Source organism: Stenotrophomonas sp. CASM114 (genome assembly GCF_049384325.1).
In the GTDB taxonomy this organism is placed as follows: domain Bacteria; phylum Pseudomonadota; class Gammaproteobacteria; order Xanthomonadales; family Xanthomonadaceae; genus Stenotrophomonas; species Stenotrophomonas muris.
Window position 1 is genome coordinate 66815 of the sequence record NZ_JBMRGJ010000018.1, and the last position, 21014, is coordinate 87828.

The 21014-nt window shown below is 67.3% G+C and carries 19 protein-coding genes; 6 read left to right on the forward strand and 13 right to left on the reverse strand.

The window, feature by feature from the left end; translation table 11 throughout:
* Positions 1-16: 16 nt before the first annotated feature.
* Both VG566_RS15815 and VG566_RS15820 read right to left on the reverse strand, forming a co-directional pair.
* On the reverse strand, positions 17-1474 hold the full coding sequence (locus VG566_RS15815) for an amidohydrolase family protein (RefSeq protein WP_241884033.1): 1458 nt from the start codon (positions 1472-1474) through the stop codon (positions 17-19).
* 51 nt (positions 1475-1525) lie between these two features.
* On the reverse strand, positions 1526-2227 hold the full coding sequence (locus tag VG566_RS15820) for an ankyrin repeat domain-containing protein (protein WP_099476071.1): 702 nt from the start codon (positions 2225-2227) through the stop codon (positions 1526-1528).
* A gap of 122 nt (positions 2228-2349) precedes the next feature.
* On the opposite strand from VG566_RS15820, the gene VG566_RS15825 reads away from it, so the two are divergent.
* Both VG566_RS15825 and VG566_RS15830 read left to right on the forward strand, forming a co-directional pair.
* On the forward strand, positions 2350-3231 hold the full coding sequence (locus tag VG566_RS15825) for a LysR substrate-binding domain-containing protein (protein ID WP_046431153.1): 882 nt from the start codon (positions 2350-2352) through the stop codon (positions 3229-3231).
* Positions 3232-3439: 208 nt separating this feature from the next.
* The gene (locus VG566_RS15830; RefSeq protein WP_046431156.1) at positions 3440-3877 is read left to right on the forward strand and encodes a DUF3806 domain-containing protein; all 438 of its coding nucleotides are present in this window, start codon (positions 3440-3442) and stop codon (positions 3875-3877) included.
* 77 nt (positions 3878-3954) lie between these two features.
* Here the strand turns inward: VG566_RS15830 and VG566_RS15835 are convergent, their stop codons facing one another.
* The gene (locus VG566_RS15835) at positions 3955-5115 is read right to left on the reverse strand and encodes an amidohydrolase family protein (RefSeq protein ID WP_241884034.1); all 1161 of its coding nucleotides are present in this window, start codon (positions 5113-5115) and stop codon (positions 3955-3957) included.
* Positions 5116-5299: 184 nt separating this feature from the next.
* On the opposite strand from VG566_RS15835, the gene VG566_RS15840 reads away from it, so the two are divergent.
* Positions 5300-5944 carry a hypothetical protein gene (locus VG566_RS15840; RefSeq protein ID WP_197561839.1) on the forward strand — a complete coding sequence of 215 codons (645 nt, stop codon included), beginning with the start codon at positions 5300-5302 and terminating at the stop codon, positions 5942-5944.
* Between the two features lie 80 nt (positions 5945-6024).
* On the opposite strand, the gene VG566_RS15845 is transcribed toward VG566_RS15840, so the two are convergent.
* A complete protein-coding gene (locus tag VG566_RS15845) occupies positions 6025-8751 on the reverse strand; it encodes a TonB-dependent receptor plug domain-containing protein (protein WP_164111340.1) in 2727 nt (908 codons plus the stop codon).
* A gap of 179 nt (positions 8752-8930) precedes the next feature.
* On the opposite strand from VG566_RS15845, the gene VG566_RS15850 reads away from it, so the two are divergent.
* On the forward strand, positions 8931-9566 hold the full coding sequence (locus tag VG566_RS15850; RefSeq protein ID WP_100450241.1) for a GNAT family N-acetyltransferase: 636 nt from the start codon (positions 8931-8933) through the stop codon (positions 9564-9566).
* Here the strand turns inward: VG566_RS15850 and VG566_RS15855 are convergent.
* Together VG566_RS15855 and VG566_RS15860 are read right to left on the reverse strand one after the other, a co-directional pair.
* Positions 9563-10342: a CDP-diacylglycerol diphosphatase gene (locus VG566_RS15855; RefSeq protein ID WP_241884035.1), complete on the reverse strand. Its 780-nt coding sequence runs from the start codon at positions 10340-10342 to the stop codon at positions 9563-9565. The two genes, VG566_RS15850 and VG566_RS15855, sit on opposite strands and share 4 nt — an antisense overlap.
* A 68-nt stretch (positions 10343-10410) precedes the next feature.
* Complete coding sequence (locus VG566_RS15860; RefSeq protein WP_241884036.1) at positions 10411-11070, reverse strand: decarboxylase; 660 nt, start codon at positions 11068-11070, stop codon at positions 10411-10413.
* A 169-nt stretch (positions 11071-11239) separates the two neighbouring features.
* On the opposite strand from VG566_RS15860, the gene VG566_RS15865 reads away from it, so the two are divergent.
* Entirely contained in the window at positions 11240-11536 is a 297-nt protein-coding gene (locus VG566_RS15865; RefSeq protein ID WP_014037553.1) for a hypothetical protein, read from the forward strand.
* Between the two features lie 69 nt (positions 11537-11605).
* Here VG566_RS15865 and VG566_RS15870 read toward each other — a convergent pair whose 3' ends face one another.
* The 7 genes from VG566_RS15870 to VG566_RS15900 form a co-directional block, all read right to left on the reverse strand.
* A complete protein-coding gene (locus VG566_RS15870; protein WP_049407549.1) occupies positions 11606-12490 on the reverse strand; it encodes a hypothetical protein in 885 nt (294 codons plus the stop codon).
* A gap of 111 nt (positions 12491-12601) precedes the next feature.
* Positions 12602-14302 carry a D-lactate dehydrogenase gene (gene dld, locus VG566_RS15875; RefSeq protein ID WP_049407547.1) on the reverse strand — a complete coding sequence of 567 codons (1701 nt, stop codon included), beginning with the start codon at positions 14300-14302 and terminating at the stop codon, positions 12602-12604.
* Positions 14299-15438 (reverse strand): FMN-dependent L-lactate dehydrogenase LldD, encoded by a 1140-nt coding sequence (gene lldD, locus VG566_RS15880; protein WP_241884037.1) that lies wholly within the window; start codon positions 15436-15438, stop codon positions 14299-14301. The genes dld and lldD overlap by 4 nt, the downstream gene beginning before the upstream one ends.
* Positions 15439-15442: 4 nt before the next feature.
* Positions 15443-16207 (reverse strand): transcriptional regulator LldR, encoded by a 765-nt coding sequence (lldR, locus tag VG566_RS15885; protein ID WP_014647493.1) that lies wholly within the window; start codon positions 16205-16207, stop codon positions 15443-15445.
* Between the two features lie 53 nt (positions 16208-16260).
* Entirely contained in the window at positions 16261-17919 is a 1659-nt protein-coding gene (gene lldP, locus VG566_RS15890) for an L-lactate permease (protein ID WP_069118251.1), read from the reverse strand.
* A gap of 222 nt (positions 17920-18141) precedes the next feature.
* Complete coding sequence (locus VG566_RS15895) at positions 18142-18594, reverse strand: MgtC/SapB family protein (protein ID WP_005413774.1); 453 nt, start codon at positions 18592-18594, stop codon at positions 18142-18144.
* Between the two features lie 129 nt (positions 18595-18723).
* Positions 18724-19482, reverse strand: a complete 759-nt coding sequence (locus tag VG566_RS15900) for an SDR family NAD(P)-dependent oxidoreductase (protein WP_014647496.1) — start codon at positions 19480-19482, stop codon at positions 18724-18726.
* Positions 19483-19878: 396 nt separating this feature from the next.
* Here VG566_RS15900 and VG566_RS15905 point away from each other — a divergent pair, with 396 nt between their 5' ends.
* A complete protein-coding gene (locus tag VG566_RS15905) occupies positions 19879-20832 on the forward strand; it encodes a helix-turn-helix transcriptional regulator (RefSeq protein ID WP_423172674.1) in 954 nt (317 codons plus the stop codon).
* The last annotated feature ends 182 nt before the right edge of the window (positions 20833-21014 follow it).

Below are 21014 nucleotides of genomic sequence, written 5' to 3' on the forward strand. Positions count from 1 at the left end.
GCTCTGACCCTGTCGATCACTGCGCCTTCGCCGCCTCGGCATTCCACGCCGCGACCTTGGCCCTGGTGTCGGCCAGCATCTTGTCCAGCGCGGCGCGGTCATACACGTTGCCACGCAGGATCACGCTGTCGATCTTTTCGGTGGCGGCAATGTCCTGCAGCGGGTTGGCGGTCAGCAGCACCAGATCGGCGGCCTTGCCTTGAGCAACACCCCCGTAACGATTCATCTGGCCGAACCAGGCCGGGCCGGAACGGGTCGCCGCCGACAGCGCCTGCGGCGCGCTCAAGCCTTCCTTCACGAACAGCTGCAGCTCCTGGTGCAGGGCGATGCCCGGGAAGTTGAACGAGTTGAGGAAGCCCGCATCGGTGCCGGCGATGATCGTCACGCCGGCTTCCTGCAGCATCGGCAGCACGGCGGCCACCTGGTGGTACTGCGCATGGCGCGCTTCGATCTGCGCTGGCGTTGCCTTGGCGGCACGTTCAACGCGCCACTGGTAGGTCGCGCGCAGGCCCGGGCCGATGTAAGCCAGGTACGGATCGTTCGCGTGGTCATCCTGGTCAAGGAAATCGAGGATGCGGCCACCGTTGAGGGTCGGGGTCACGAACACGCCGCGCCTGGCGAAATCGCGGTAGGCATGCATCGCCGTGTCACGGTCGAAGCTGGCGTCGAGGCGGCGGTTGGCTTCGGCGCGGTCGATGCGGCCTGCGCCGAAGTCGGCGGCGATCTGCGCCTCGTCCTTGCTCCCGGCCTTGAATGCGTAGTCCAGATGCTCGATCGAGGCCAGCCCGGCATCGATTGCCTGCTCCACGGTCAGCGCCATCGGGATGTGCCCCGACGCCTTGAATCCGGCATTGCGCGCGGCACTGGCCGAGTACAGGAACAGTTCCGGCTTCAGCGTGCTGTCGGTGATCTTCACGAAATCGACCTTGTCGTGCTGCAGGCGGGTGATCGCCTTGTCGACGTCGGCCTTGCTGCCCACTTCGATCGTGCCCTTCCAGACCGGCTTGAGGCCTTCGATCTTCGCGCCCGAGCTGAGCAGCCGCGGACCGAACAGCGTGCCCTTGGCAATTTCCCCGCGCCACTGCAGCACCTGCTCGGGCAGGTCGCCGGAACAGTCACGCACCGTGGTGATGCCGTGCGCGATGTACAGCGGCAGCAGCGCCTTGTTCTCTTCGATCAGCGCCGGGCCACCACCAAAGTGCGCATGCATGTCCCACAGGCCCGGGATCAGGTACTTGCCCTTGGCATCTATCTGGCGGGCCGCGCTCCACTGGCTGCGCAGCTGCGCATCCGGACCGACCGCGACGATGTCCTCGCCACGGATCACCACGCTCTGCCCGGCCCGGGTACTGGCGTGCTCGACATCGACCACGGTGGCATTGCGGATCAGCAGGTCGGCGCGCTCGGCGGCAAACGCCGACAGCGGTGCCACCGCAAGGAGGATGGCAAGGGACAACGGACGGGAACGGAACATGGACAGCATCCTGATGGGCACGCCCAGCGTGCGGGTGGAAGGGGTTTGCATTCAGCGCACCGCGCCGTGCTGGCGCAGCAGGGTCTCAATTCCGGTATAGCCGCGCTGGCGCGCATGCGCCAGCGGCGTCACGCCGTCGCCGTCGGCCAGCTCCGGGTCGGCACCGGCCTCCAGCAGCAACTGCACGATCTGCAGGTGGCGCGCACCGCCATCGCCGAGCAGGATTGCTTCCAGCAGCGCGGTCCAGTGCAGGCGGTTCACATGATCGACCGCCACGCCCGCGCGCAGCAGCGTACGTACGGTGGCGACGTGGCCACGCTCGGCGGCCGGAATCAGCGCGGTGCCGCCATAGCGGTTGGTGCTGCGCAGATCGGCGCCATGCGCCAGCGTCATCGCCAGGATCTCATCCAGGCCCCGCGCGCCGGCGTACAGGTAGGCGCTGTCCTGCATGGCGTCCTTGGCATTGACGTCGGCACCGGCTTCGATCAGCTCGCGCGCGGCATCCACGTTGTTGCCTTGCGTGGCCAGCAGCAACGCCGTGCGACCCTGGCCATCGCGCGCCTCCAGCGTGGCGCCATCCTCGATCGCCTGCCGCACCGCATCGGCGTCGCCGCGGCTGGCAGCATCCCGCAGGCGCGCGTCTGCGTCGGCCCGGGACGTGGCGGTGCAGGCGGGGGTGACCATGGCCAGCAGGCACAACAGCAGCACGCGCGTGAACGGCGCAGGCCAGCCAGCGGAATGATGGACGCGCATGACAGTGTCTCCTCATGTCCGTCGCCACGGAACGCCGTGCGACGGTAGCAACAGCCGGGCATTGCCGGCCCCTGCCCTGCATGGTAGAAGTCGGCCTGGGTATCCAGAAGTGAAATGTTCAAATGCAAGACAGTGCCAAATCGAATAGAACCCTGTTCGAACTGGACCTGCTGCGGGCGCTGGTGATGGTGGCCGACTGCGGCAGTTTCACCACGGCCGCCACCCGCCTGCATTCGACCCAGTCCACGGTCAGCCAGAAGGTGCGCCGCCTGGAAGAGCTGGCGGGGCATCGCCTGCTCGAGCGCGGCCACCGCGACGTGCACCCCACCGACGCCGGCCACACCCTGCTCGGCTATGCGCGGCGCATGCTCGACCTGAACGAGGAAATGGCGCAGGCGCTGGCCGGCGCCACCGTGGAAACCGCGGTGCGCATCGGTGTCCCCGAGGACTTCGTCAACGCGCAGACCACACGCATGCTGGCCGCTTTCAGCCGCCGTCACCCGCAGGTGAAGCTGGAAATCAGCAGCGGCCTCAGCCGCGACCTGGCGCACGGCTTCGACCACGGTGAACTGGATCTTGTGCTGGTCAAGCAGCGGCGCAACAGCCGTCAGGCGGTGCACTGCCGCCGCGAGCCGATGCACTGGATCGACAGCCTGCGCAGCAGCTGCCTGCAGCAGGACCCGCTGCCGCTGGTCACCTTCCCGCCGCGCGGGCTGTACCGCGACGAGATGATCCACGCCGTGGAAGCGCTGGGCCTGCGCTGGCGCATCGCCTTCACCAGCTCGTCGCTGAGTGGCATCCAGGGCGCCGTGGCCGATGGCATCGGCATCAGCCTGCTGCCCCGCCGCGCGGTCGCCCGCGATCATCGCATCATCGATGGTGAGCGCGACCTGCCGGTGATCGACAACTACGAAATCGGCCTGCTGCATCGTGCGGACGCCGACGATGCGGTGCGCGCGCTGGCCAGCGAGCTGTGGCGGCAGGTGCAGCGCGAACCGGATTGACCACTGCAACTGCGGTAGCGTGGGCCGCTGGCCGGCAGCCGCGACGGCAACATCGTCCCGCGTGGGGTCAGATCCGTTTTCCGAAACGGATCTGACCCCGAAGCGAAATCCGCGCATTGACCATCGAAAGCTGATCACGCCTGTCGCGCGGAAGTCACGGCTCTGCCGCTAGAGTGCCTCCTGTTTCCGTGCTCCACGGCATCGTGTCATGTCCGACGAAATCCCCGCCCGCTTCGACCCCCTGCCCGCCGCCCTGCAGACGCACCTGCAGCACCAGCGCTCGCTGATCGCCGCGCGCGTCGCCGCCGGCTTCCCGACGCTGCCGGTGCAATGGCCGCTGGCGGCCAGCACGCTGCAGCGCGTGATCGATGCCGAGCTGATCGAGCGTGACGACTGCGATGGCTGGGAAGCGCTGGGCGTGGCGTTCGGCGATACCCTGGCCCAACGCGTGCCGGGGCTGGCCTGGATGCAGGTCACCGACGCCTGGGGCATCGATGCAGTGCTGCGCTATGCCGACAGCAGCCTGCAGATCGGCGCCAGCACACTGCTGCTCAAGCGCGTCGAACAGGGCGAAGTCATCGACATCGCCCACCTGCTTGCGTGGCTGGAAGCGTTCGTCGCTACCCGCGCCGACGATTACGCCTGACGACACATCGAGGTGGATCCACGCCATGCGTGGATGAATGAGACCACGCGATGGTTCCCTCCATGCACGGCGTGGATCTACAACCAGCGGCCGTCAACCACCACCCGGCGCTCCACCGGCACCCCGGCCACGGCCGCTGGGCCATGGTCCGCACGCACGGCCACGAACGTCGCCGGCCGGCCTTCGGCGATGCCGTGCTGCGGCAGCCCGATCACCTGCGCGGCATGGGTGGTGACCATGTCCAGCGCCAGCATCAGGTCGCCATCGGTGTAGAAGCCCGAGCGGTAGCCCAGCAGCATCGCGCGCTGCAGCAGGTCCCCATTGCCGTACGGCCACCAGCAGTCGCGGATGTTGTCATTGCCGGCGAACATGCGCACGCCGGCGTCATGCAATGCACGCAGCGGCGGGAACGGATGGTCGCCCGGCGCGTTGCTCATGATCGCAACGCCCGCCGTGGCCAGTGCTTCACCCACCTGCAGCGCGCGTGCCAACGGCACGTCGCCCAGCGAGTAGGCATGGCTGACCGCAACGCGTCCCTGCAGGCCGGCGGCACGGGTGCGTGCGGCGATGCGCAGCAGCTGGGCCAGTCCGGTTTCGCCGGGCTCATGCAGGTGGATGTCCAGCTGCACGCCATAGCGCTCGGCCAGGCCGAACAGCAGGGCCAGCTGGCCTTCGGCATCGCCGTCGAGCGTGGTCGGATCGATGCCGCCCAGCACCTCCACCCCTGCGGCAAGGGCCTGCTCCAGTACGGCGGCGGTGCCGGGACAGGACATCACCCCGGCCTGCGGGAACGCCACCAGCTGGATGCGCATGATGTCGGCGCAGCGCAGCGCGGCCTCGCGCACTGCTTCGAGATGACGCAGGCCGGTGCTGCCGTCGACATCGACGTGACAGCGCATCGCCACCGTACCGAAGCGGCTGCACTGGCGGATCAAGGCCTCGGCGCGGTCGACCATCGGCGCGGCCCCCGCCACCGCGGCCTTCTCCACCGCCAGCCGCGCTCGCAGGCTGTTCACCGGCTGATGCGGGTGCCAGCGGTCGCCGACGAAGCTCTTGTCCAGATGAATATGACCGTCGACCAGGCCCGGCAGGACTGCACAGCCCTGCAAGTCGACGGGTTCCGCACCCTCGCGCGGCGCAGTATCACCGTTGAGACCACTGATACGACCGTTGTGGATGTGGAAATGCAGCGGCGCGCCCTCGCGATCAACCGCGCCATGGACGAACTGAAGCGTCATCGGAAACTCCCGGAAAGCCAAGTCATGGCGCCATCCTGCGCGCTGGCACTGCCATCGGCCAACGAAATATCTGGATGCCACACATTCATCAGAACGATGAATGCCGCCGCGACGGCGGCTCGCAGCCACGCCGTGCACACGCCTGAACGGGTACCATAGGCACCTGTTTCCGCTGTGATGCCGCATGGGCCCGTCCGACCGCCACGATCGTCTCCGCCGCTGGCAGGCCGCGTCCCTGCTGGCTGCTGCCCCGATGGCCAGCCTGTCCGCCACTGATGCGGCCGCCACCGCGCCGCTGCAGGCGCCGCCTGGCCAACAGCGCATCGCCCCGGCTGCGCTGGTCGAGCGGCTGCACCAGCGTGTGCTGTCCGGGCAGAGCGCCACCGCCACCCTGGAACACTGGTGCGCCGAACACGGCCTGGCCGAGCAAGCGCGGGTGCGCGCGGTGCGTGTGCACGGCCAGGACAAGCCTGCCCCGACCGACGTGCTGCAGGCGCTGGGCGCAACGCAGTCTGGCACCGCCCTTCGCTACCGCCGTGTGCAGCTGGTCTGTGGCAGCCGCGTACTCTCCGAGGCCGACAACTGGTACCTGCCGGACCATCTCAGCCCGGCCATGAACCAGGTGCTGGACAGCACCGACGAACCCTTTGGCCGCGTGGTTGGCCCGCTCGGCTTCCAGCGCCAGACACTGGCTGACCAGACCTTCTGGCCACCGCGTGGCGAAGGCGACCGCGGCGTGATCCTGGAAGTGCGCGCCCTGCTGCGCGATCGCCAGCAGCAGCCCTTCAGCTACGTCATCGAGTCGTACCTGCAGCAGGCGCTGCCCTAGGCCACCGGCGCCCGCCATCACAGCGGACATCGACACAGCAGAAGGCCCGGCATTGCCGGGCCTTCTGTTTGCCAGCCGGATCAGCGGAACCGGTAGTCCAGCTGCAGCCAGTACTGGCGGCCATACGGGTCGTAGTTGCCAACCGGATAGAACGGCCAGCCGCCACCGTTCCTGTCCGCCGGCGGGCGGCTGTCACGCAGGTTGTTGACGATCACGCCCACCGACAGGTTCTCGCCGAACTGGCGGAACACGCTGGCGTTGTAGGTCATGTACGGCGCGATGCGGCCACTGCCATCGGTCTTCGGCAGTGAACCGAAACGGTTGCCGTACAGCGTGGTGGTCCAGTCACCCTGGTTCCAGGTGATGCTGCCATTGGCCTTGCTGCGCCACTGGTAGTCATCCAGCGAATTGCGGATGTCACGCTCCGGATCATCGGAGAACTGCCGGTACTTGTGCTCCAGCACCACGGTATAGGCCAAGCGCGTAGTGAAGCGGCCATAGCGGCCGGCATCGAAACGCCAGTTACCCTTCAGGTCCAGGCCACGCACCGATTCGGAGGCCGCGTTGATCGGATTGATCAGCACGCGGGTCACCTGGTCCGGCTGCACGGTTGCAGTGGACGGGTTGCGGATCACCCGCGACAGCGCGTCCTGGCACAGCGGTGAACCGATATCGCGCGCTTCGCCACCCAGCGTGCGGCCCAGGCGGCAATCGGCTTCGTCGCGCAGGATGCGGCTGGTATCGAGGCTGGTGACCTCGTTGTCGATGCGGATGTCGTAGTAGTCGGCACTGAAATCCAGGCCGGACAGCGGCGACCAGACCACGCCGAAACCATAGGATTTAGCGGTTTCCGGCTGCAGCTGCGCGTTGGCGCGGTTGCTGTAGTCGATCGACAGGCCGTTGTAGTCGCAGTTGTCGTACGACTGGCCTGCGGTGCGGCAGCGCCAGTAGTCGGTCATGCCCGGGTTGTAGCCGCGGGTCTCGGTCGCGAACACGTAGTTCATGTCCGGCGCACGGAAGCTGGTCGCAGCAGAGCCGCGGATCAACAGGCTCTCGATCGGGCGGAACTCGACGCCGAAGCTCCAGGTCGCCTTGCCGATGTGCTCGCCACCGGCGCGATACTGGTCATAGCGACCGGCCAGCGTCGTGGTCAGCGATTTCAGCAACGGCAACTGCAGCTCCACGCCGGCCGCATAGCGGTCACGATCACCGCCGGCACCGATACCGGCGCTGGTGTTCCAGAACTCGCCTGTGCCCAGTCGCGGGTCCGGGCGGTTGCGGTAGCCCTGGCTGCCGGCCTCGACCACCGCCGCCAATGCAGCGTCGCCACCGGGCAGCGCGAACAAACGGCCGTTGACGCTGGCGCTGAAGGTCTGCAGCCACGCCGCATTGCGGCTTTCCTGGTAGCCGGACAGGCCCTCGTATTCGTTCGGGGTCAATGGTTTGAACAGGCGTGCCGGGTCGGGCGCATAGACCTCAACGCCATTGCGTACGCCCAGCTTCGGACCGAGCAGGTATTCGTTGATGCCGGCCAGCAGCACCGGTCGGCGGGTGCGGTTCTCATAACGCGAGCGGCTGTAGACCGCTTCGTAATCCCAACCGCTGTCGCCGATCTGGCCACGTGCGCCGACATTGAACGACCACGAGTTTTCCAGGAAGCGGTTGGCATTGCGCGGCAGGCCGCCGATTTCCTCCGGCGCGAAGCGGCGGTACCAGCTTTCCAGGTTGCCGGTGCTCTGGTTGTAGAAGTAGTTGCGGGCCGAGGTCCAGGTCGGTGCACGCGTGTTGTTGTAGATCCGCGCGCTGCCCACGGCGACATCGGCGAACAGGTCGGTGGTCTCGTTGACGTGGAAGGTCAGCAGACCGTAGCCGTTGAGATTGCGCTTCTGGGTCTGCACGGTCCAGTAGCTGGCGGCGGCCTCGTTGCTGCCGCAGTACCAGCCCTGGCGCGGGTTGTTGGCACGGAACACGCTGCCGCCATAGATGTCCGACGCGGCGTCGCAGCCGTTGACGCCCGGATCGATGTTGCGGCCGGTGGCAGCATTGCGCCGATAGGCGATCGCGGTCGCCTGCGGCGCCTTGCCGGCCGGGTCATCGTCCAGCGAATCCATGAAGTCGCGCTGGCGCGCGTGGATCGCCTTGCGCACGTCGAACTCGAAACCGAACAGGCCGTCCCAGCGCTCGCCGGAACTGCCGCCCACCACCTGCACGCGCTGGTTGTCACCGCCGCCCTGCTGGGTGCCGCCGGCGCGCACGTTCACGTCCACGCCTTCAAAGCGGTCCTTGAGGATGATGTTGACCACACCGGCAATGGCGTCGGAGCCGTACACCGCCGACGCACCGGCAGCCAGCACTTCGATGCGCTCGATCAGGGCGCTGGGAATGTTGGCCAGGTTGACAACGTTCACCGAGCCTTCGTAGGCCAGCGGGTAGTCGGCCTGGCGACGGCCGTTGACCAGCACCAGCGTGCGGTTCGGACCCAGCCCGCGCAGATTGATGGTGTTGGCGGCCGGCGTGAACGTATTGCCGAAATCCTCGCCCTGCACGTTGCCGGTGTTCTCGGTCAGCGCGCTGAGGGCGTCGAAGGCATTGCGGTAGCCCTGTGCGTCGATCTGCTCGCGGCTGATCACCGTCACCGGCGAGGGTCCCTCGACACTGGCACGTGGAATGCGCGAGCCGGTGACCTTCACTTCCTGCAATGTGGTGGGCGCGCTTTCCTGCGCGAAGGCCGGCAGCGAGGCCAGCATCAGGGACGACAGCGCGAGCACCAGCGGACGCGGGCGCATCGCCTTGTGGGAGGCGGACATGGGCTTCCTGGGGGAGTGGGCGGGTGGTACGGGAGCCGCAGCCGGTACGACACATAACGATCCCGTAACGAAAGTGTCCTGAATGGGTGGTTTCAACGGAAATGACCAGCCCTGATGGGCTTATGCCTGAACCGAATCAGACGCGTTTACGGCACCACCCCACTTTTGCAATGAATTGCATGGCCTGGCGCGTCGGTGATGCGCATCGTGCCGGGATGACCAACAGCGCCCCTTCCACCCACTTCGCCCCACTACGACCCGTCCTGCGCCGCCACTTGCTCCACCTCCAGGCCACGCCCATCACCCTGCGTTCGTTCCAGCGCACCGACCTGCCACGCTGGCGCGCCTTCGACGACCGTCGCCAGCGCGGCCAACGGCCGTCCTACGGCATTGATGAAGAGGCGCGGTTCCTCGCCAGCGTCTATCGTTCACGCCTGCAGGAAGACAACGACCTGCTGGTGCTGGGTGTGTTCGACGACGTGCAGGGCGTACTGCACGACCAGCTGCATATCCGCCTGCAGTCGCTGCACTCGCGCTGCGCCGAGCTGCAATCGCTGCAGCACCGGCACCCCCATCCGCAGGCGGCACTGCGGGCACTGTTCCCGTTCCTGTTCGACGATGTCGGCCTGCACCGCCTCTTCGTTCTACTGCCGCCAAGCTGCACCAGCCCGTTTGCCCAGGCGCTGCAGGCCCATGGGTTCATCCGCGAAGGGATCCTGCGCGACTACCATCTGGACGCGCAGGGATGGCATGACCGTCAGCTGCTGGCGCTGACCGCGTCGGCCTGGCGCAGCTGCCAGCAGCCGATCGGCTAGCGCACCCGCTCCAGTGCCGCACCGGCACCGGTCAAGACCGTGCAGGCATGGTCCTGTAGTTCCTCGCCGCTGGCATCGTTGCCGCTGGCGGCATCCACGCGGGTAGCCAGCAGGATGAAGCCGGGGCCGCCCTGCACCTCGCCGCGCCCGGCCACCACCAGGCTCCACTGGCCCACATCGCCCACGCCGCTCAGGCCATAGGCCAGCAGATTGAGCGGATTGGCGGTCAGTTCTGCACCGGGCAGCAGATAGGCCTGGTACTGATGCCCGCGCAGCGGCACCGGAAACGCTGACCAGCGCGGACCGAGCGCACCGGCATGTGCATCCAGTGCCTGCAGCACATCCGCGCGCAGGCAGTCGACATGGATATGCAGCTGGTGCTGCGAGCGACCGTGCGGCGAATTCAGTGCCAGGCTGGCCACGCTGCGCGGCAGCGGCCGGCCCAGGGCCTGTTCGGTATGCCCGCGCGCCTGCCAGGCGGCCGCAAAATAGTTGGGTACCCCACGCTGGTACAGGCCGTGGCTCTCGATGCCACTGACCTTGTCCAGCGGCATCAGCAGGAACTGGTAGTCACCGTGCGCATCCTTGACCAGCACGTCGCGGCGGTCGGCCGCCGTCTCCACCCGCAGGCAACTGCCACGCGGTCCTTCCACCGCCTTGCAGTCACGCTCGATCAAGCGCCACAGCGCATCGGAATGGGCCGACGGTGGAGGTGGCGCGCTGGCGCAGGCGGACAACAGCAGCAGGGACGACAGCAGCAAAGGGCGCAGGGACACGGCAGCAACTCACGGAACAGGCACGGCAGACGGCGCCGCGCTGCATTCTAGCCAGTGCAGTGCTGCAGTCAGTAGGTGCCGAACGGCACTTCAACCACGAACGGGGCCTCGCTGTCGCCGCCCTGCAGGGTGTAGCGGTCCAGCGCGCCATCATCATCGGCGTGCGGCTGGCGCTGGAAATGCAGGGAATAACGGTTGTCGCCCAGCAGGACGGCACTGCCATCGTCCTCCAGGGCGGCGCCCTCGGGGATCAGCAGCCCACCCAGGTCGCTGTAGGCCCCGGGCACATCGGCGAAGCCGTAGTCTGCCAGTTCGTCCACACGCTGCATCGCATAGACATGCGGCAGATAAGGACGCGCCGGGCTGCGGCCATTGCTCAGGTCGGTCACCCAGGCCTGCGGCAGGTGGTACTGCTCGCGCAGCGCGGCCACGCCCAGCGACGGGCTGGCCACCTGCAGGCAACACACCGCCCGCTTGCCTTCACGGTCGAGGACGGCGAAACGGTCGCCGCGGGTCGCCGCCTGCGGCAGCATGGCGAAGGCCAGATTGCGCTGGGCCGGCGCGTAGCCGGCCTCGGTCTGAAGGTTGCGCCACGCGCCGAACACCGGCGTTTCCGCGGCTGCGGCCGGCACTGGCTCGGCGGCAGTGGCGGCACACGCCACGGCCAGCACCGATACTGCACGTACCGTCATCGCCCTGCGCTTGTCGCGGAAACTGTCTGCCGTCATACCGTATCCAGCACCTGCACCGGAATGGCCCGGCCTGCCCGCTGGCGCGATGCCAGTCATCCCTCCCACTATGCAGTGGCTACGCCGTGCCGGCAATGACCGGGGCGCTGACGCCTTTCGCGCGCCGGGTGCTATCGTTCCGCCCATCTTCCCTGCGCAGGAGCGCTGCATGTCCGCCTTCCGTCTGTCCCTGTTGCTACCCGCGTCGGCCCTGCTGCTGTCGGCCTGCGTCAGCACCCCCGGTCCGCAGGTCAAGGGTACCGGCCACTGCGACGCCAGCCAGCTGGGCTGGGCAATCGGCCAGCCTGCCAATGAGCCCAACATCCGCCGCCTGTCCAGCGAAAGCGGTGCCGGCCTGGTCAACCCGATCGGCCCCAACACCATCACCACCAAGGACATCCGCCACGACCGCCTGCGTGTGTACGTGGACAAGGACAACATCATCACCGCCACCCGCTGCGAGTAGGCGCTGTAGAGCCGAGCCCATGCCCGGCTGCGCTTCCGTGACAGCCGAGCGCAGGCTCGGCTCTACAGCTCAGGGCTCGGTATACCCCGCGCAGTCCGGCAGCGCCTGGTCGGGGTGGAACACCCCATCACTGAAGCGGAACAACCGCGTGTAGCTGCACGCCAGGTCCTGCTCGGTGCGCAGGTCCTTCTTCTTCAGCGGCCCCTTGGCCAGCGAATCCTCGAAGCGTGAGACACCGGCCGGGAACCGCGTCGCCACCGTCTGGTAGCGCAGCACCGGCATGCCCCCGGCGGCGGTATCCAGCGCCAGCCTTGCCGAGAACCCGTACTCGTCGTGGCAGGCGCCTGCGCGCTGCTTCATGTCCTGCTCGCTGAAACAGGCGCGGATCATCGCATGGCTGAGCCATGGCAGGGTCAGCACGTCGTCGTCCACCTGGATGTCATCCTGCAGGTGACGCACGCGCGCCAGCTGCAGCGTGGACGCGTCGGCACCACCGCCTGAGTACATCGTGCTGAATTTGACGATACCGCCCACCAGCACGTTCTGGCGGGCGCGCTGCCGCGGGTCGCTCACTACCTCATCGCTGCCAACGCCAGGCGCAAGCCGCACGATCCACGGCCACAGCGAAAGCTCGCTTTCCTGCGGCACGTCGATGCTGACGTGGTAGGTGTGCGGCTCGCTTTCGCCAGCCTCCCGTTCAGAGACTTCCAGCGTCGTCGGCCGATCGCCGTCCTCGGCCACCGGCTGCACACGCACGCACCAGGCACGATCGAGGGTGCAGTACTGCATGCGTGCTTCGCCCTGCCCTCCCTGTTCCAGCACCTGCCCCAGCGGCTCCATCACGTTGCCGGCGGCGTCGCGCCGCTGCGGCAGGATCGCGGACTGCGCCAGCACCAGCAGCGGGGTTGCCAGCAATGCAGCGCACAGGGTCGCGCGGGCAACGATGGTGGGCATGGGCGGCTCCTGCGTACGGGATTCCGATGGTAACCGCTGTCCGGGTGGGGCTGAGCCATGCTCGACGGCTGTCTGTCGGGAAGAGCAGCCGAGCATAGGCTGGGCTCTACATCATCCGCAGTCGCAGCCACCCCACCCTTTTTCCTTCGAGGTCTGGCCGATGCCCGGATTGAACGTATTGCTCGGGTCCAGCTGCCGATAGAACCCGGCCAGGGCAGGCTTGGCCGGGTACAGGTGGCCGACATTGTGCTCGGCCGGATACTCGGCGCCGCGCTGGTCCAGCAGCGCCCACATCGCATGCTCGATCGCCATCGGGTCTTCGCCCTTGCGTGCGATGTAGTCCTGGTGGAACACATGGCACAGGAAGTGCCCGTAATACAGCTTGTGCAGCAGGCGTCCATCGATATCGGCCGGCAACTGCTCGAACCAGTCGGCATCATCGCGGCGCAGGGCGATGTCCAGCGCCACGATATCCTGCACCTGGTCCCGATGCACTTCGCGGTAGCGCACCGCCGCGCCGGCCACCGCGAAGCGATGCAGGAACGCCTTGCGCCCCTCATCGGCCGTGCAGTGGAAGTAACCACCCTCATGATCGGCGAAGAAGCCGCGCAGCCAGGCCTCGGTTGCCGCCGCGTCCTGTGCGGAGACCTTCAGCAACAGGTGATGCTCGTAGCGCTGGCGGAATTCACCCATGCGCCTCGGCAGGTGCGAGGGCAGCAGGCCGGTCAGCATCTGCATCACCCGGTCGGTTACCCCGCGCAGGCCCAGCCGTTCGAACCATCCATCGACCCGGCTCTTCAATGCGAACGCGGCGGGCACACGGGAAGTGCCGAGGCGGTCGATCAACAGGAAGCTGTCCTTGCCGTAGCGCTCGCCGATGTCATAGGCATCGCGGTGGATGTACTCGCCGGCAATCGGCAGGCGCTCGAAGCCGGTCAGCAGCTGGCGTCGGATCGCAGTGAGGCTGTCGGTGCGGTTGCTGCCGATGTAGAAGACCTCGGCGGGCTCCTTTTCGAAGGTATCCAGACGCACCGCGAACACCGCCAGCTTGCCGGCCGAACCGGCCGCTTCGAAGTGGCGGCTGGGGTCGGCGTTGAAGCGTGCCGGCGTATCGGCATCGACCCGGCGCACTTCCTCGGCGTAGCGTGGATCAGACGCGGCGCGGCCATCGCCGTCACCCACGTCGTCAGCGGCATAGTCACCGGCCTGCAGGCGCTGCAGGATCTGCTCGGGCGTATCACCCAGCGCGATGCCGAGGTGGTTGACCAGCTGCAACTGGCCCTGCGCATCGACCTGCGCATACAGCGCCAGCTCGGTATAGGCCGGGCCACGGCGCACCAGCGCGCCGCCGGAGTTGTTGCAGATGCCGCCCAGCACCGAGGCGCCGATGCAGGAGGAGCCGATCACCGAATGCGGTTCGCGGCCCAGCGGTGCCAGGGTCTGCTCCAGGCGGTCGAGCGTGGCGCCGGGCAGGCACAGCACCTGGCGGCCCTCGTTCAACAGCTGGATGCCGGTCAGGCGCAGCGTGCTGACCAGCACGATCGGGCGCCCATAGTCGTCCCCATCCGGGGTCGAGCCACCGGTCAGGCCGGTATTGGCCGCCTGCAGGATGATCGCCGCTCCGCCCTGCACCGCTGCCTGCAGCACATACCACAGTTCCAGCAAGGTACCTGGGCGCACCACCGCCAGCACCGGGCCATCGCCGAAGCGGTAGCCACGACGGAAGCGGCGCGTGGCCTTGTCGCCGGTCAACACATGGCGGCTGCCGACCGCGTCGCGCAACTGCGCCAGCACGGCGTCATGGCCACTCATGGCAGGTTGACCAGCGAATCGCGGCTGATGTCGGCGATGCGGCGCGCGCCGGTCAGTGTCATCGCCACGCGCATCTCCTTGGCGATCAGGTCCAGCAGGTTGGCCACGCCGGCCTCGCCCTGCGCGGCCAGCGCATAGACGAAGGCGCGCCCCAGCAGCACGGTATCGGCCCCCAGCGCCAGCATGCGCACCACGTCCAGGCCGGTACGGATGCCCGAATCGGCGAGGATCTTCAGGTCGCCCTGCACCGCATCGGCGATGGCCGGCAATGCACGTGCGGTAGACAGCACGCCATCCAGCTGGCGACCACCGTGGTTGGAAACCACGATGCCATCGGCACCGAACCTGACCGCATCGCGCGCATCATCCGGGTCGAGGATGCCCTTGATCACCATCGGGCCCTTCCAGAACTCGCGGATCCACTCCAGGTCCTTCCACGAAATGGACGGATCGAAGTTGCTGCCCAGCCAGCCGATGTAATCCTCCAGCCCGGTCGGGTTGCCGCGGTAGGTGGAGATGTTGCCCAGGTCATGCGGACGGCCGAACAGGCCGACGTCCCACGCCCAGTGCGGATGGGTGACGGCCTGGCCGATGCGGCGCAGCGAGGCATTCGGGCCGCTCATGCCGGAGTGTGCGTCACGGTAGCGCGCGCCCGGCACCGGCATGTCCACGGTGAACACCAGCGTGGTCACGCCGGCGGCCTGTGCCCGCTCCAGCGCATTGCGCATGAAGCCACGGTCGCGCAGCACGTACAGCTGGAACCACATCGGCCGCTGGATGGCCGGTGCCACTTCGTCGATCGGGCACACCGATACGGTGGACAGGGTGAACGGGATGCCCCGGCTGTCGGCCGCGCGCGCCGCCTGCACTTCACCGCGGCGGGCATACATGCCGGTCAGGCCGACCGGCGCCAGCGCCACCGGCATTGCCAGCGTTTCGCCGAACAGCTCGGTTTCCAGGCTCAGGTCGGACATGTTGCGCAGGATGCGCTGGCGCAGCGCGATGTCGGACAGGTCGGAAACGTTGCGCTTCAGCGTGTGCTCGGCATACGCGCCGCCATCGATGTAGTGGAACAGGAACGGCGGCAGCCGGCGTTGCGCTGCGGCACGGTAATCGGTGGAGGCGGAGATGATCATGGGGTCAACCGTGTGGGGAAGGCAGGCGCGAGGCCCGCGCACGCCGGGCTTCGTTGTCATCGAGCGTGCGCAGCGTGGTGTGCACGAACTCGAGGTGGGCATGCGCGGCGGCGCGCGCGCGTTCGGGGTCGCCGGCCAGCACCGCATCCATCATTTCGCGGTGCTGGTCGGACAGGGGCGAGAAGGTCCTCGCTGAGGTGTAGAGCTTCTCGCGGCTCTGCGAGATGTTGGTCTGCAGCAGTTCGAACAGGCCGCGCATCACCTGCAGCAGCACCAGGTTGTGGGAGGCCTCGGCGATGGACAGGTGGAAGGCCGCGTCAGCCTCTGCTTCACCGGTGGGGTCGTCCTTGCCGTGCGCGTCCATCATGGTCTGGAAGGCCTGCGCGATGCGCGTACGGTCCTCATCGGTGGCTCGCAGCGCCGCATGCCAGGCAGTGGCACCTTCCAGCGCGTGGCGGATCTCCAGCACGTCAAAACGGTATTCCGGGTCGCCCTGGAACAGCGGCAGGTACGGCGCCAGCGGTTCATCCAGCGCCTGCCGCGCGCGCGCCGCCGGTTCGGCCACGTAGGTGCCGCCACCGATGCGTGCGGTCAGCAGGCCCTGGCTGGCCAGCTGCGCGATGGCCTCGCGCAGCGCGGTGCGCGAGACCCCCAGCTGCACCGCCAGGGTGCGCTCGGCGGGCAACCGGTCGCCCGGCCGCAGCCGCTGTTCCTGCACCAGGCCGCGCAGCTGCGCGGCCACCCTGTCCGAAATACGTTGCGTGCTCATGGCGCCATTGTGGCCCGAAGCGCACAGCGGGTGGTCGGCCAGCCATGCATGGCTCAGGGAATCATCCAGGTCAGCCAGTAGGCCTGGGCCAGGGTGATCAGGCCGACCATCGTGGTGAAAATCAGGCTGTGCTTGACGGTGAAGCGGAACAGGTCCGACTCCTTGCCGGCCAGGCCGACCGCCGCGCAGGCAATGGCAATCGACTGCGGCGAGATCATCTTGCCGGTAACGCCACCGGTGGTGTTGGCCGCCACCAGCAGCACGTCGGATACGCCGATCTGCTGCGCGGTGGTGGCCTGCAGCGCCGAGAACAGCGCATTGGACGAGGTATCCGAACCGGTCAGGAACACGCCCAGCCAGCCCAGGAACGGCGAGAAGAACGGGAACGCATCGCCGGTGTGCGCCAATGCCAGCGCCAGTGTTGCCGACAGGCCCGAGTAGTTGGCGATGAAGGCGAAGGCGAGCACCATGCCGATCGAGTAGATCGGCATGCGCAGCTCACGCACGGTTTCGCCGAAGGTCTGCAGCGCCGAGCGGGCCGGCATGCGCAGTGCGATGATCGCGATCACCGCCGCAAGGATGATCGCGGTGCCGGTGGCCGAGAACCAGTCGAATTTGTAGATCGCCTCATAGCTGAGCGGCGCGTCGACGATCGGCGGCATCTTCTGCACCCTCTGGTCCAGGCCCGGCACCGGGAGCTTGAGCACCCAGCCTTCCAACGGGCCGCCTGCCGCGAACAGCGACTTGAACGGCTTGATGCTCCACAGCGTGACCATCGCGGTGAGGATCAGGAACGGCGACCACGCCTTGGCGATCTGGCCGACGCTGTAGCGTGGTGCCTCCAGTGCCTGCGCGGCCGCCTCGGCGCTGGTTTCGGTATCGAAGCGGAAGATCCGTACCGGCTTCCAGCGGCGCAGGAACAGGGTCAGGCACACCAGCGACGCCAGCGAGGCGGTGATGTCCGGCAGCTCCGGGCCGATGAAGTTCGAGGTGAGGTACTGCGCGATGGCGAACGAGCCACCGGCCACCAGCACCGCCGGCCAGGTTTCCCTGATGCCACGCCAGCCATCCATGATGGCCATGATCCAGAACAGCACGATCACAGTCAGGAACGGCAGCTGGCGGCCGGCCATCTGGCCGATCTCGAATGCGTCCAGGCCGGTGACCTGCCCGGCCACGATGATCGGGATGCCCATCGCACCGAACGCCACCGGCGCAGTGTTGACGATCAGGCACAGGCCGGCGGCATACAGTGGCTTGAAGCCCAGCCCGACCAGCAGCGCCGCCGTGATCGCCACCGGCGCACCGAAGCCGGCCGCGCCTTCCAGGAAGGCACCAAACGCGAAACCGACCATCAGCATCTGCAGGCGCTGGTCTTCGGTCACCGACAGGATCGAGGCGCGGATGATGTCGAACTGACCGGTCTTGACCGAGACCTTGTAGAGGAACACCGCGCCGATGATGATCCAGGCGATCGGCCACAGGCCGTAGACGAAGCCGAAACCGGCCGCGCCCAGCGCCTGGCTCAACGGCATGCGGTAGAACAACAGGGCCACGCCAAGCGCGATGGCCACGGTGATCGTGCCGGCCAGCCAGCCCTTCATGCGCAGCACGGCCAGGGCAATGAAGAAGAACGCGATCGGCAGCAGCGCGATCAGGCTGGACAACCACAGGTTGCCGGCGGGGTCGTACAGGTGTTGCCAGGGCTGCATGAAGGCTCTCGACTGGGGCGGGATGTGCTCCACCGCAGGCGGTGGGTCGCCATGGCTGTCGATTATTGGTCGTACCAATAATGATTTCGATCAGACCACTTGCAGCGGATTTAACCGCCGCTCCGACGAAGTGCCTATTAGACCATAGGGCTAGACTTCATATTGGTCCGACCATTCAGTCCGCATGGTAGTGCCGGCCGCTGGCCGGCAATTCGAGATTCCCTACGAGATCCGTTTCTCCAACCGCCGCATCACCGCCAGCACCAGCACGCAGAGCACGCTCACCCCGATGGCGATCACGTACTTGCTGATCCCCACCGCAATCCCGATGGCCGCTGCCATGATCAGCGAGCTGGCCGTGGTCAGGCCGCTGACCTGGTCCTCGCGTGACCCACGCAGGATGGTGCCAGCGGCAACGAAGCCGACACAGGCCACCACCGCTTCGATCAGGCGCACCGGATCGACCTGCAGCAGGTCGCGGTAGCGCTCCTGCTGGAAATGCTCGGCCACCGAGTCGCCGAGGCCGACGATCAGCGCAGCGGCCCCCGCGATCAGCATGTGCGTACGCAGGCCAGCGGCGTGCTTGCCCATCTCGCGCTCGACGCCCAGCACGCCGCCGAACAGCATCGCTGCGGCTACGCGCAGCAGGATCGAGACATCCTGGGTGAGTTCCATGGCCAAGCTCCGGGATTTTCCCGGAGCGTCGCGTGGCCCCCGTGGCACAGAGGTGAAGGCCACGCCACAGTCCGTTCACCCGGTAGCGCCGGGCGACACCCGGCGGCACCGCACCCTGCGTTCAACGCATCACTGCGCCAGGTAGCCACCATCGATGGCGTAGTACGCGCCGGTCGCAAACGAGGCGTCGTCGCTGGCCAACCAGGCCACCAATGCCGCCACTTCCTCGGCCGTACCCAGCCGCTTCAGCGCGTGCCGTCCTTCCAGCGTGGCACGCACCTTCGGGTCCATCTTCTCCAGCAGCGGCGTGCTGATGAAACCCGGACCCACCGCGTTGACACGGATGCCGTCGGCCGCATGTTCCCACGCGGCGGTCTGGGTCAGCCCGACCACGCCGTGCTTGGCCGCCGCATAAGCGGTGGAACCGGCATAGCCCACCTGGCCCAGGATCGAGGCCATGTTGATGATGCTGCCGCCGGTTCCAGCGGCCCGCATTGCCTGGATCTGCGCACGCTGGCACAGGAACACACTGGTGAGGTTGACGTCGATGACCCGCTGCCAGCCCTCGATCGGATAGTCGCCGCTGCTGGCCGCCGGCCCGCCGATACCGGCGTTGTTGACCGCCACATGCAGGCCGTCAAGTTCCTTGACCGTGCGCTGCACCGCCGCCTCCACCGCTGCATCGTCGGTGACGTCCAGCGCGATGCCGATGGCCTGTGCGCCGGTGCTGCGCAACTGCGCCACGGTGGCATCCACCGCATCCTGCTTGAGGTCCCAGACCGAAATACGGGCACCGGATGCGGCCAGCGTCTGTGCCACGGCCAGGCCGATGCCCGACACGCCGCCGGTCACGATCGCGGTCTTGCCGGTCAGCTGGTAATCAATCATCTGCATTCTCCATCGGTGGGGGTAGCGATGCGGCGCGCGGCCGCCAATCCATCACCTTACGCCGGCCGCTGTGACGAGCAGACCAACAGCCTGTCCGCGGATGATCGTTCCAGCAATGAAACCTCAACCGAAGTTCATGTAGGGAATCAAGTACGGATATAGCGGCAAAACGCTGGCGTATGTCCGGCACCCCGTTCAACTTGGCCGTAATGACCAATCGGTTTGACCGTATTCAAATCCCCTGCGAATGATTCGCAGCGACAATGGGAAACGTTTCCAGTTTCTTCGACACATTCCTTCCAACCTGGCGTTTTCCGGCCTTCCAGGCTGCCCGCTACGCGGGGCAGCACATGGGCTCATGGCGCCAGCGCCTCCCCCTCCTGTACGTGCCGAGCGATGTCCCGATACTTCACCTTTGCCGATTACCGCCGCTTCGGCCAACGCCACGGCTTCGATTACCGCGCTGATCCGGAACACCTGCGTGACGACCAGTGGGCCGGCCGCGGCGAAGTCAACGAACAGTTCATGCGCGGTGGCATGAGCCTGATCGCCTCCGACGTGCATAACCGGTTCCCCTATGTGGCGACCGCGCAACAGCGGCCCGGGCTCGCCATCCGCGTGATGCTGCAGGGTCAGGTCGACGTGCGTATCCCGCGACGCGGAAGTTTCACCCTGCGTGCCGGCACCGCGATGACCGCCCACCATCGCGACCAGATCGAGATGACCGGCGTGCACCCCGGCGAAACGCGCCTGCGCGGGGTCAGCGTGATCGTGCCGGGTGGCATCGACGCGGATGTTTTCCAGATGCCACAGCTGGAAAAAGCGCTTGGCACGCACCTGGAATGCCGCCACTGGGCCATTCCCCACGCCATGCTGCCGGTGCTGGGCCAGTTGTTCGACAGCCCGTGGCAGGACGGCATCGACGCGCTGTGGCGCGAAGGCGTGGCATTGCAGCTGCTGGCCCTCGGCCTGCAGGCCGAGGATCTGCAGACCGATCCGGTGCGCACGCTGCGTGCCGGCCAGCGCGAGCGCCTGGAACGGGTACGCAGTTACCTGCATGACGACCCCAGCCATGCACACAGCCTGGTCGAGCTGGCCCGGCTGGCCTGCATGAGCCCCAGCTCATTGCGCCGCCATTTTGCCCAGCAGTATGGAAGTTCGGTATTCGACTACCTGCATGAACAGCGCATGCGCCATGCCGAACAGGGCCTGCGCGAAAACGGATGGACGGTTGAGCAGGCCGCCGCCGCCAGCGGCTACCGCCACCCCAGCAACTTCGCCGCCGCGTTCCGCAAGCGCTTCGGCCTGGTCCCCAGCCGCTGGCGTACGGGCCCGTCGAAGGTGGGGTGAGAATCCCCGCTCCGGTAGGTGTCGACCATGGTCGACACGCTCCTGCACCGTCGCCGATGCCGGCCAGCGGCCGGCACTACCAAAGCCGCCTGATTCGACATGCCATGACTCAGCCCCGGTAGGTGTCGACCTTGGTCGACATGCTCTCGCGCCGTCGCGGATGCCGGCCAGCGGCCGGCACT

Bases quoted from the DNA above. Each gene is read 5' to 3' on its own strand.
- VG566_RS15815 (WP_241884033.1), bottom strand. From the start codon at position 1,474: ATGTTCCGTTCCCGTCCGTTGTCCCTTGCCATCCTCCTTGCGGTGGCA.
- VG566_RS15820 (WP_099476071.1), bottom strand. From the start codon at position 2,227: ATGCGCGTCCATCATTCCGCTGGCTGGCCTGCGCCGTTCACGCGCGTG.
- VG566_RS15825 (WP_046431153.1), top strand. From the start codon at position 2,350: ATGCAAGACAGTGCCAAATCGAATAGAACCCTGTTCGAACTGGACCTG.
- VG566_RS15830 (WP_046431156.1), top strand. From the start codon at position 3,440: ATGTCCGACGAAATCCCCGCCCGCTTCGACCCCCTGCCCGCCGCCCTG.
- VG566_RS15835 (WP_241884034.1), bottom strand. From the start codon at position 5,115: ATGACGCTTCAGTTCGTCCATGGCGCGGTTGATCGCGAGGGCGCGCCG.
- VG566_RS15840 (WP_197561839.1), top strand. From the start codon at position 5,300: ATGGGCCCGTCCGACCGCCACGATCGTCTCCGCCGCTGGCAGGCCGCG.
- VG566_RS15845 (WP_164111340.1), bottom strand. From the start codon at position 8,751: ATGTCCGCCTCCCACAAGGCGATGCGCCCGCGTCCGCTGGTGCTCGCG.
- VG566_RS15850 (WP_100450241.1), top strand. From the start codon at position 8,931: ATGGCCTGGCGCGTCGGTGATGCGCATCGTGCCGGGATGACCAACAGC.
- VG566_RS15860 (WP_241884036.1), bottom strand. From the start codon at position 11,070: ATGACGGCAGACAGTTTCCGCGACAAGCGCAGGGCGATGACGGTACGT.
- VG566_RS15865 (WP_014037553.1), top strand. From the start codon at position 11,240: ATGTCCGCCTTCCGTCTGTCCCTGTTGCTACCCGCGTCGGCCCTGCTG.
- VG566_RS15870 (WP_049407549.1), bottom strand. From the start codon at position 12,490: ATGCCCACCATCGTTGCCCGCGCGACCCTGTGCGCTGCATTGCTGGCA.
- dld (WP_049407547.1), bottom strand. From the start codon at position 14,302: ATGAGTGGCCATGACGCCGTGCTGGCGCAGTTGCGCGACGCGGTCGGC.
- lldD (WP_241884037.1), bottom strand. From the start codon at position 15,438: ATGATCATCTCCGCCTCCACCGATTACCGTGCCGCAGCGCAACGCCGG.
- lldR (WP_014647493.1), bottom strand. From the start codon at position 16,207: ATGAGCACGCAACGTATTTCGGACAGGGTGGCCGCGCAGCTGCGCGGC.
- lldP (WP_069118251.1), bottom strand. From the start codon at position 17,919: ATGCAGCCCTGGCAACACCTGTACGACCCCGCCGGCAACCTGTGGTTG.
- VG566_RS15895 (WP_005413774.1), bottom strand. From the start codon at position 18,594: ATGGAACTCACCCAGGATGTCTCGATCCTGCTGCGCGTAGCCGCAGCG.
- VG566_RS15900 (WP_014647496.1), bottom strand. From the start codon at position 19,482: ATGATTGATTACCAGCTGACCGGCAAGACCGCGATCGTGACCGGCGGC.
- VG566_RS15905 (WP_423172674.1), top strand. From the start codon at position 19,879: ATGTCCCGATACTTCACCTTTGCCGATTACCGCCGCTTCGGCCAACGC.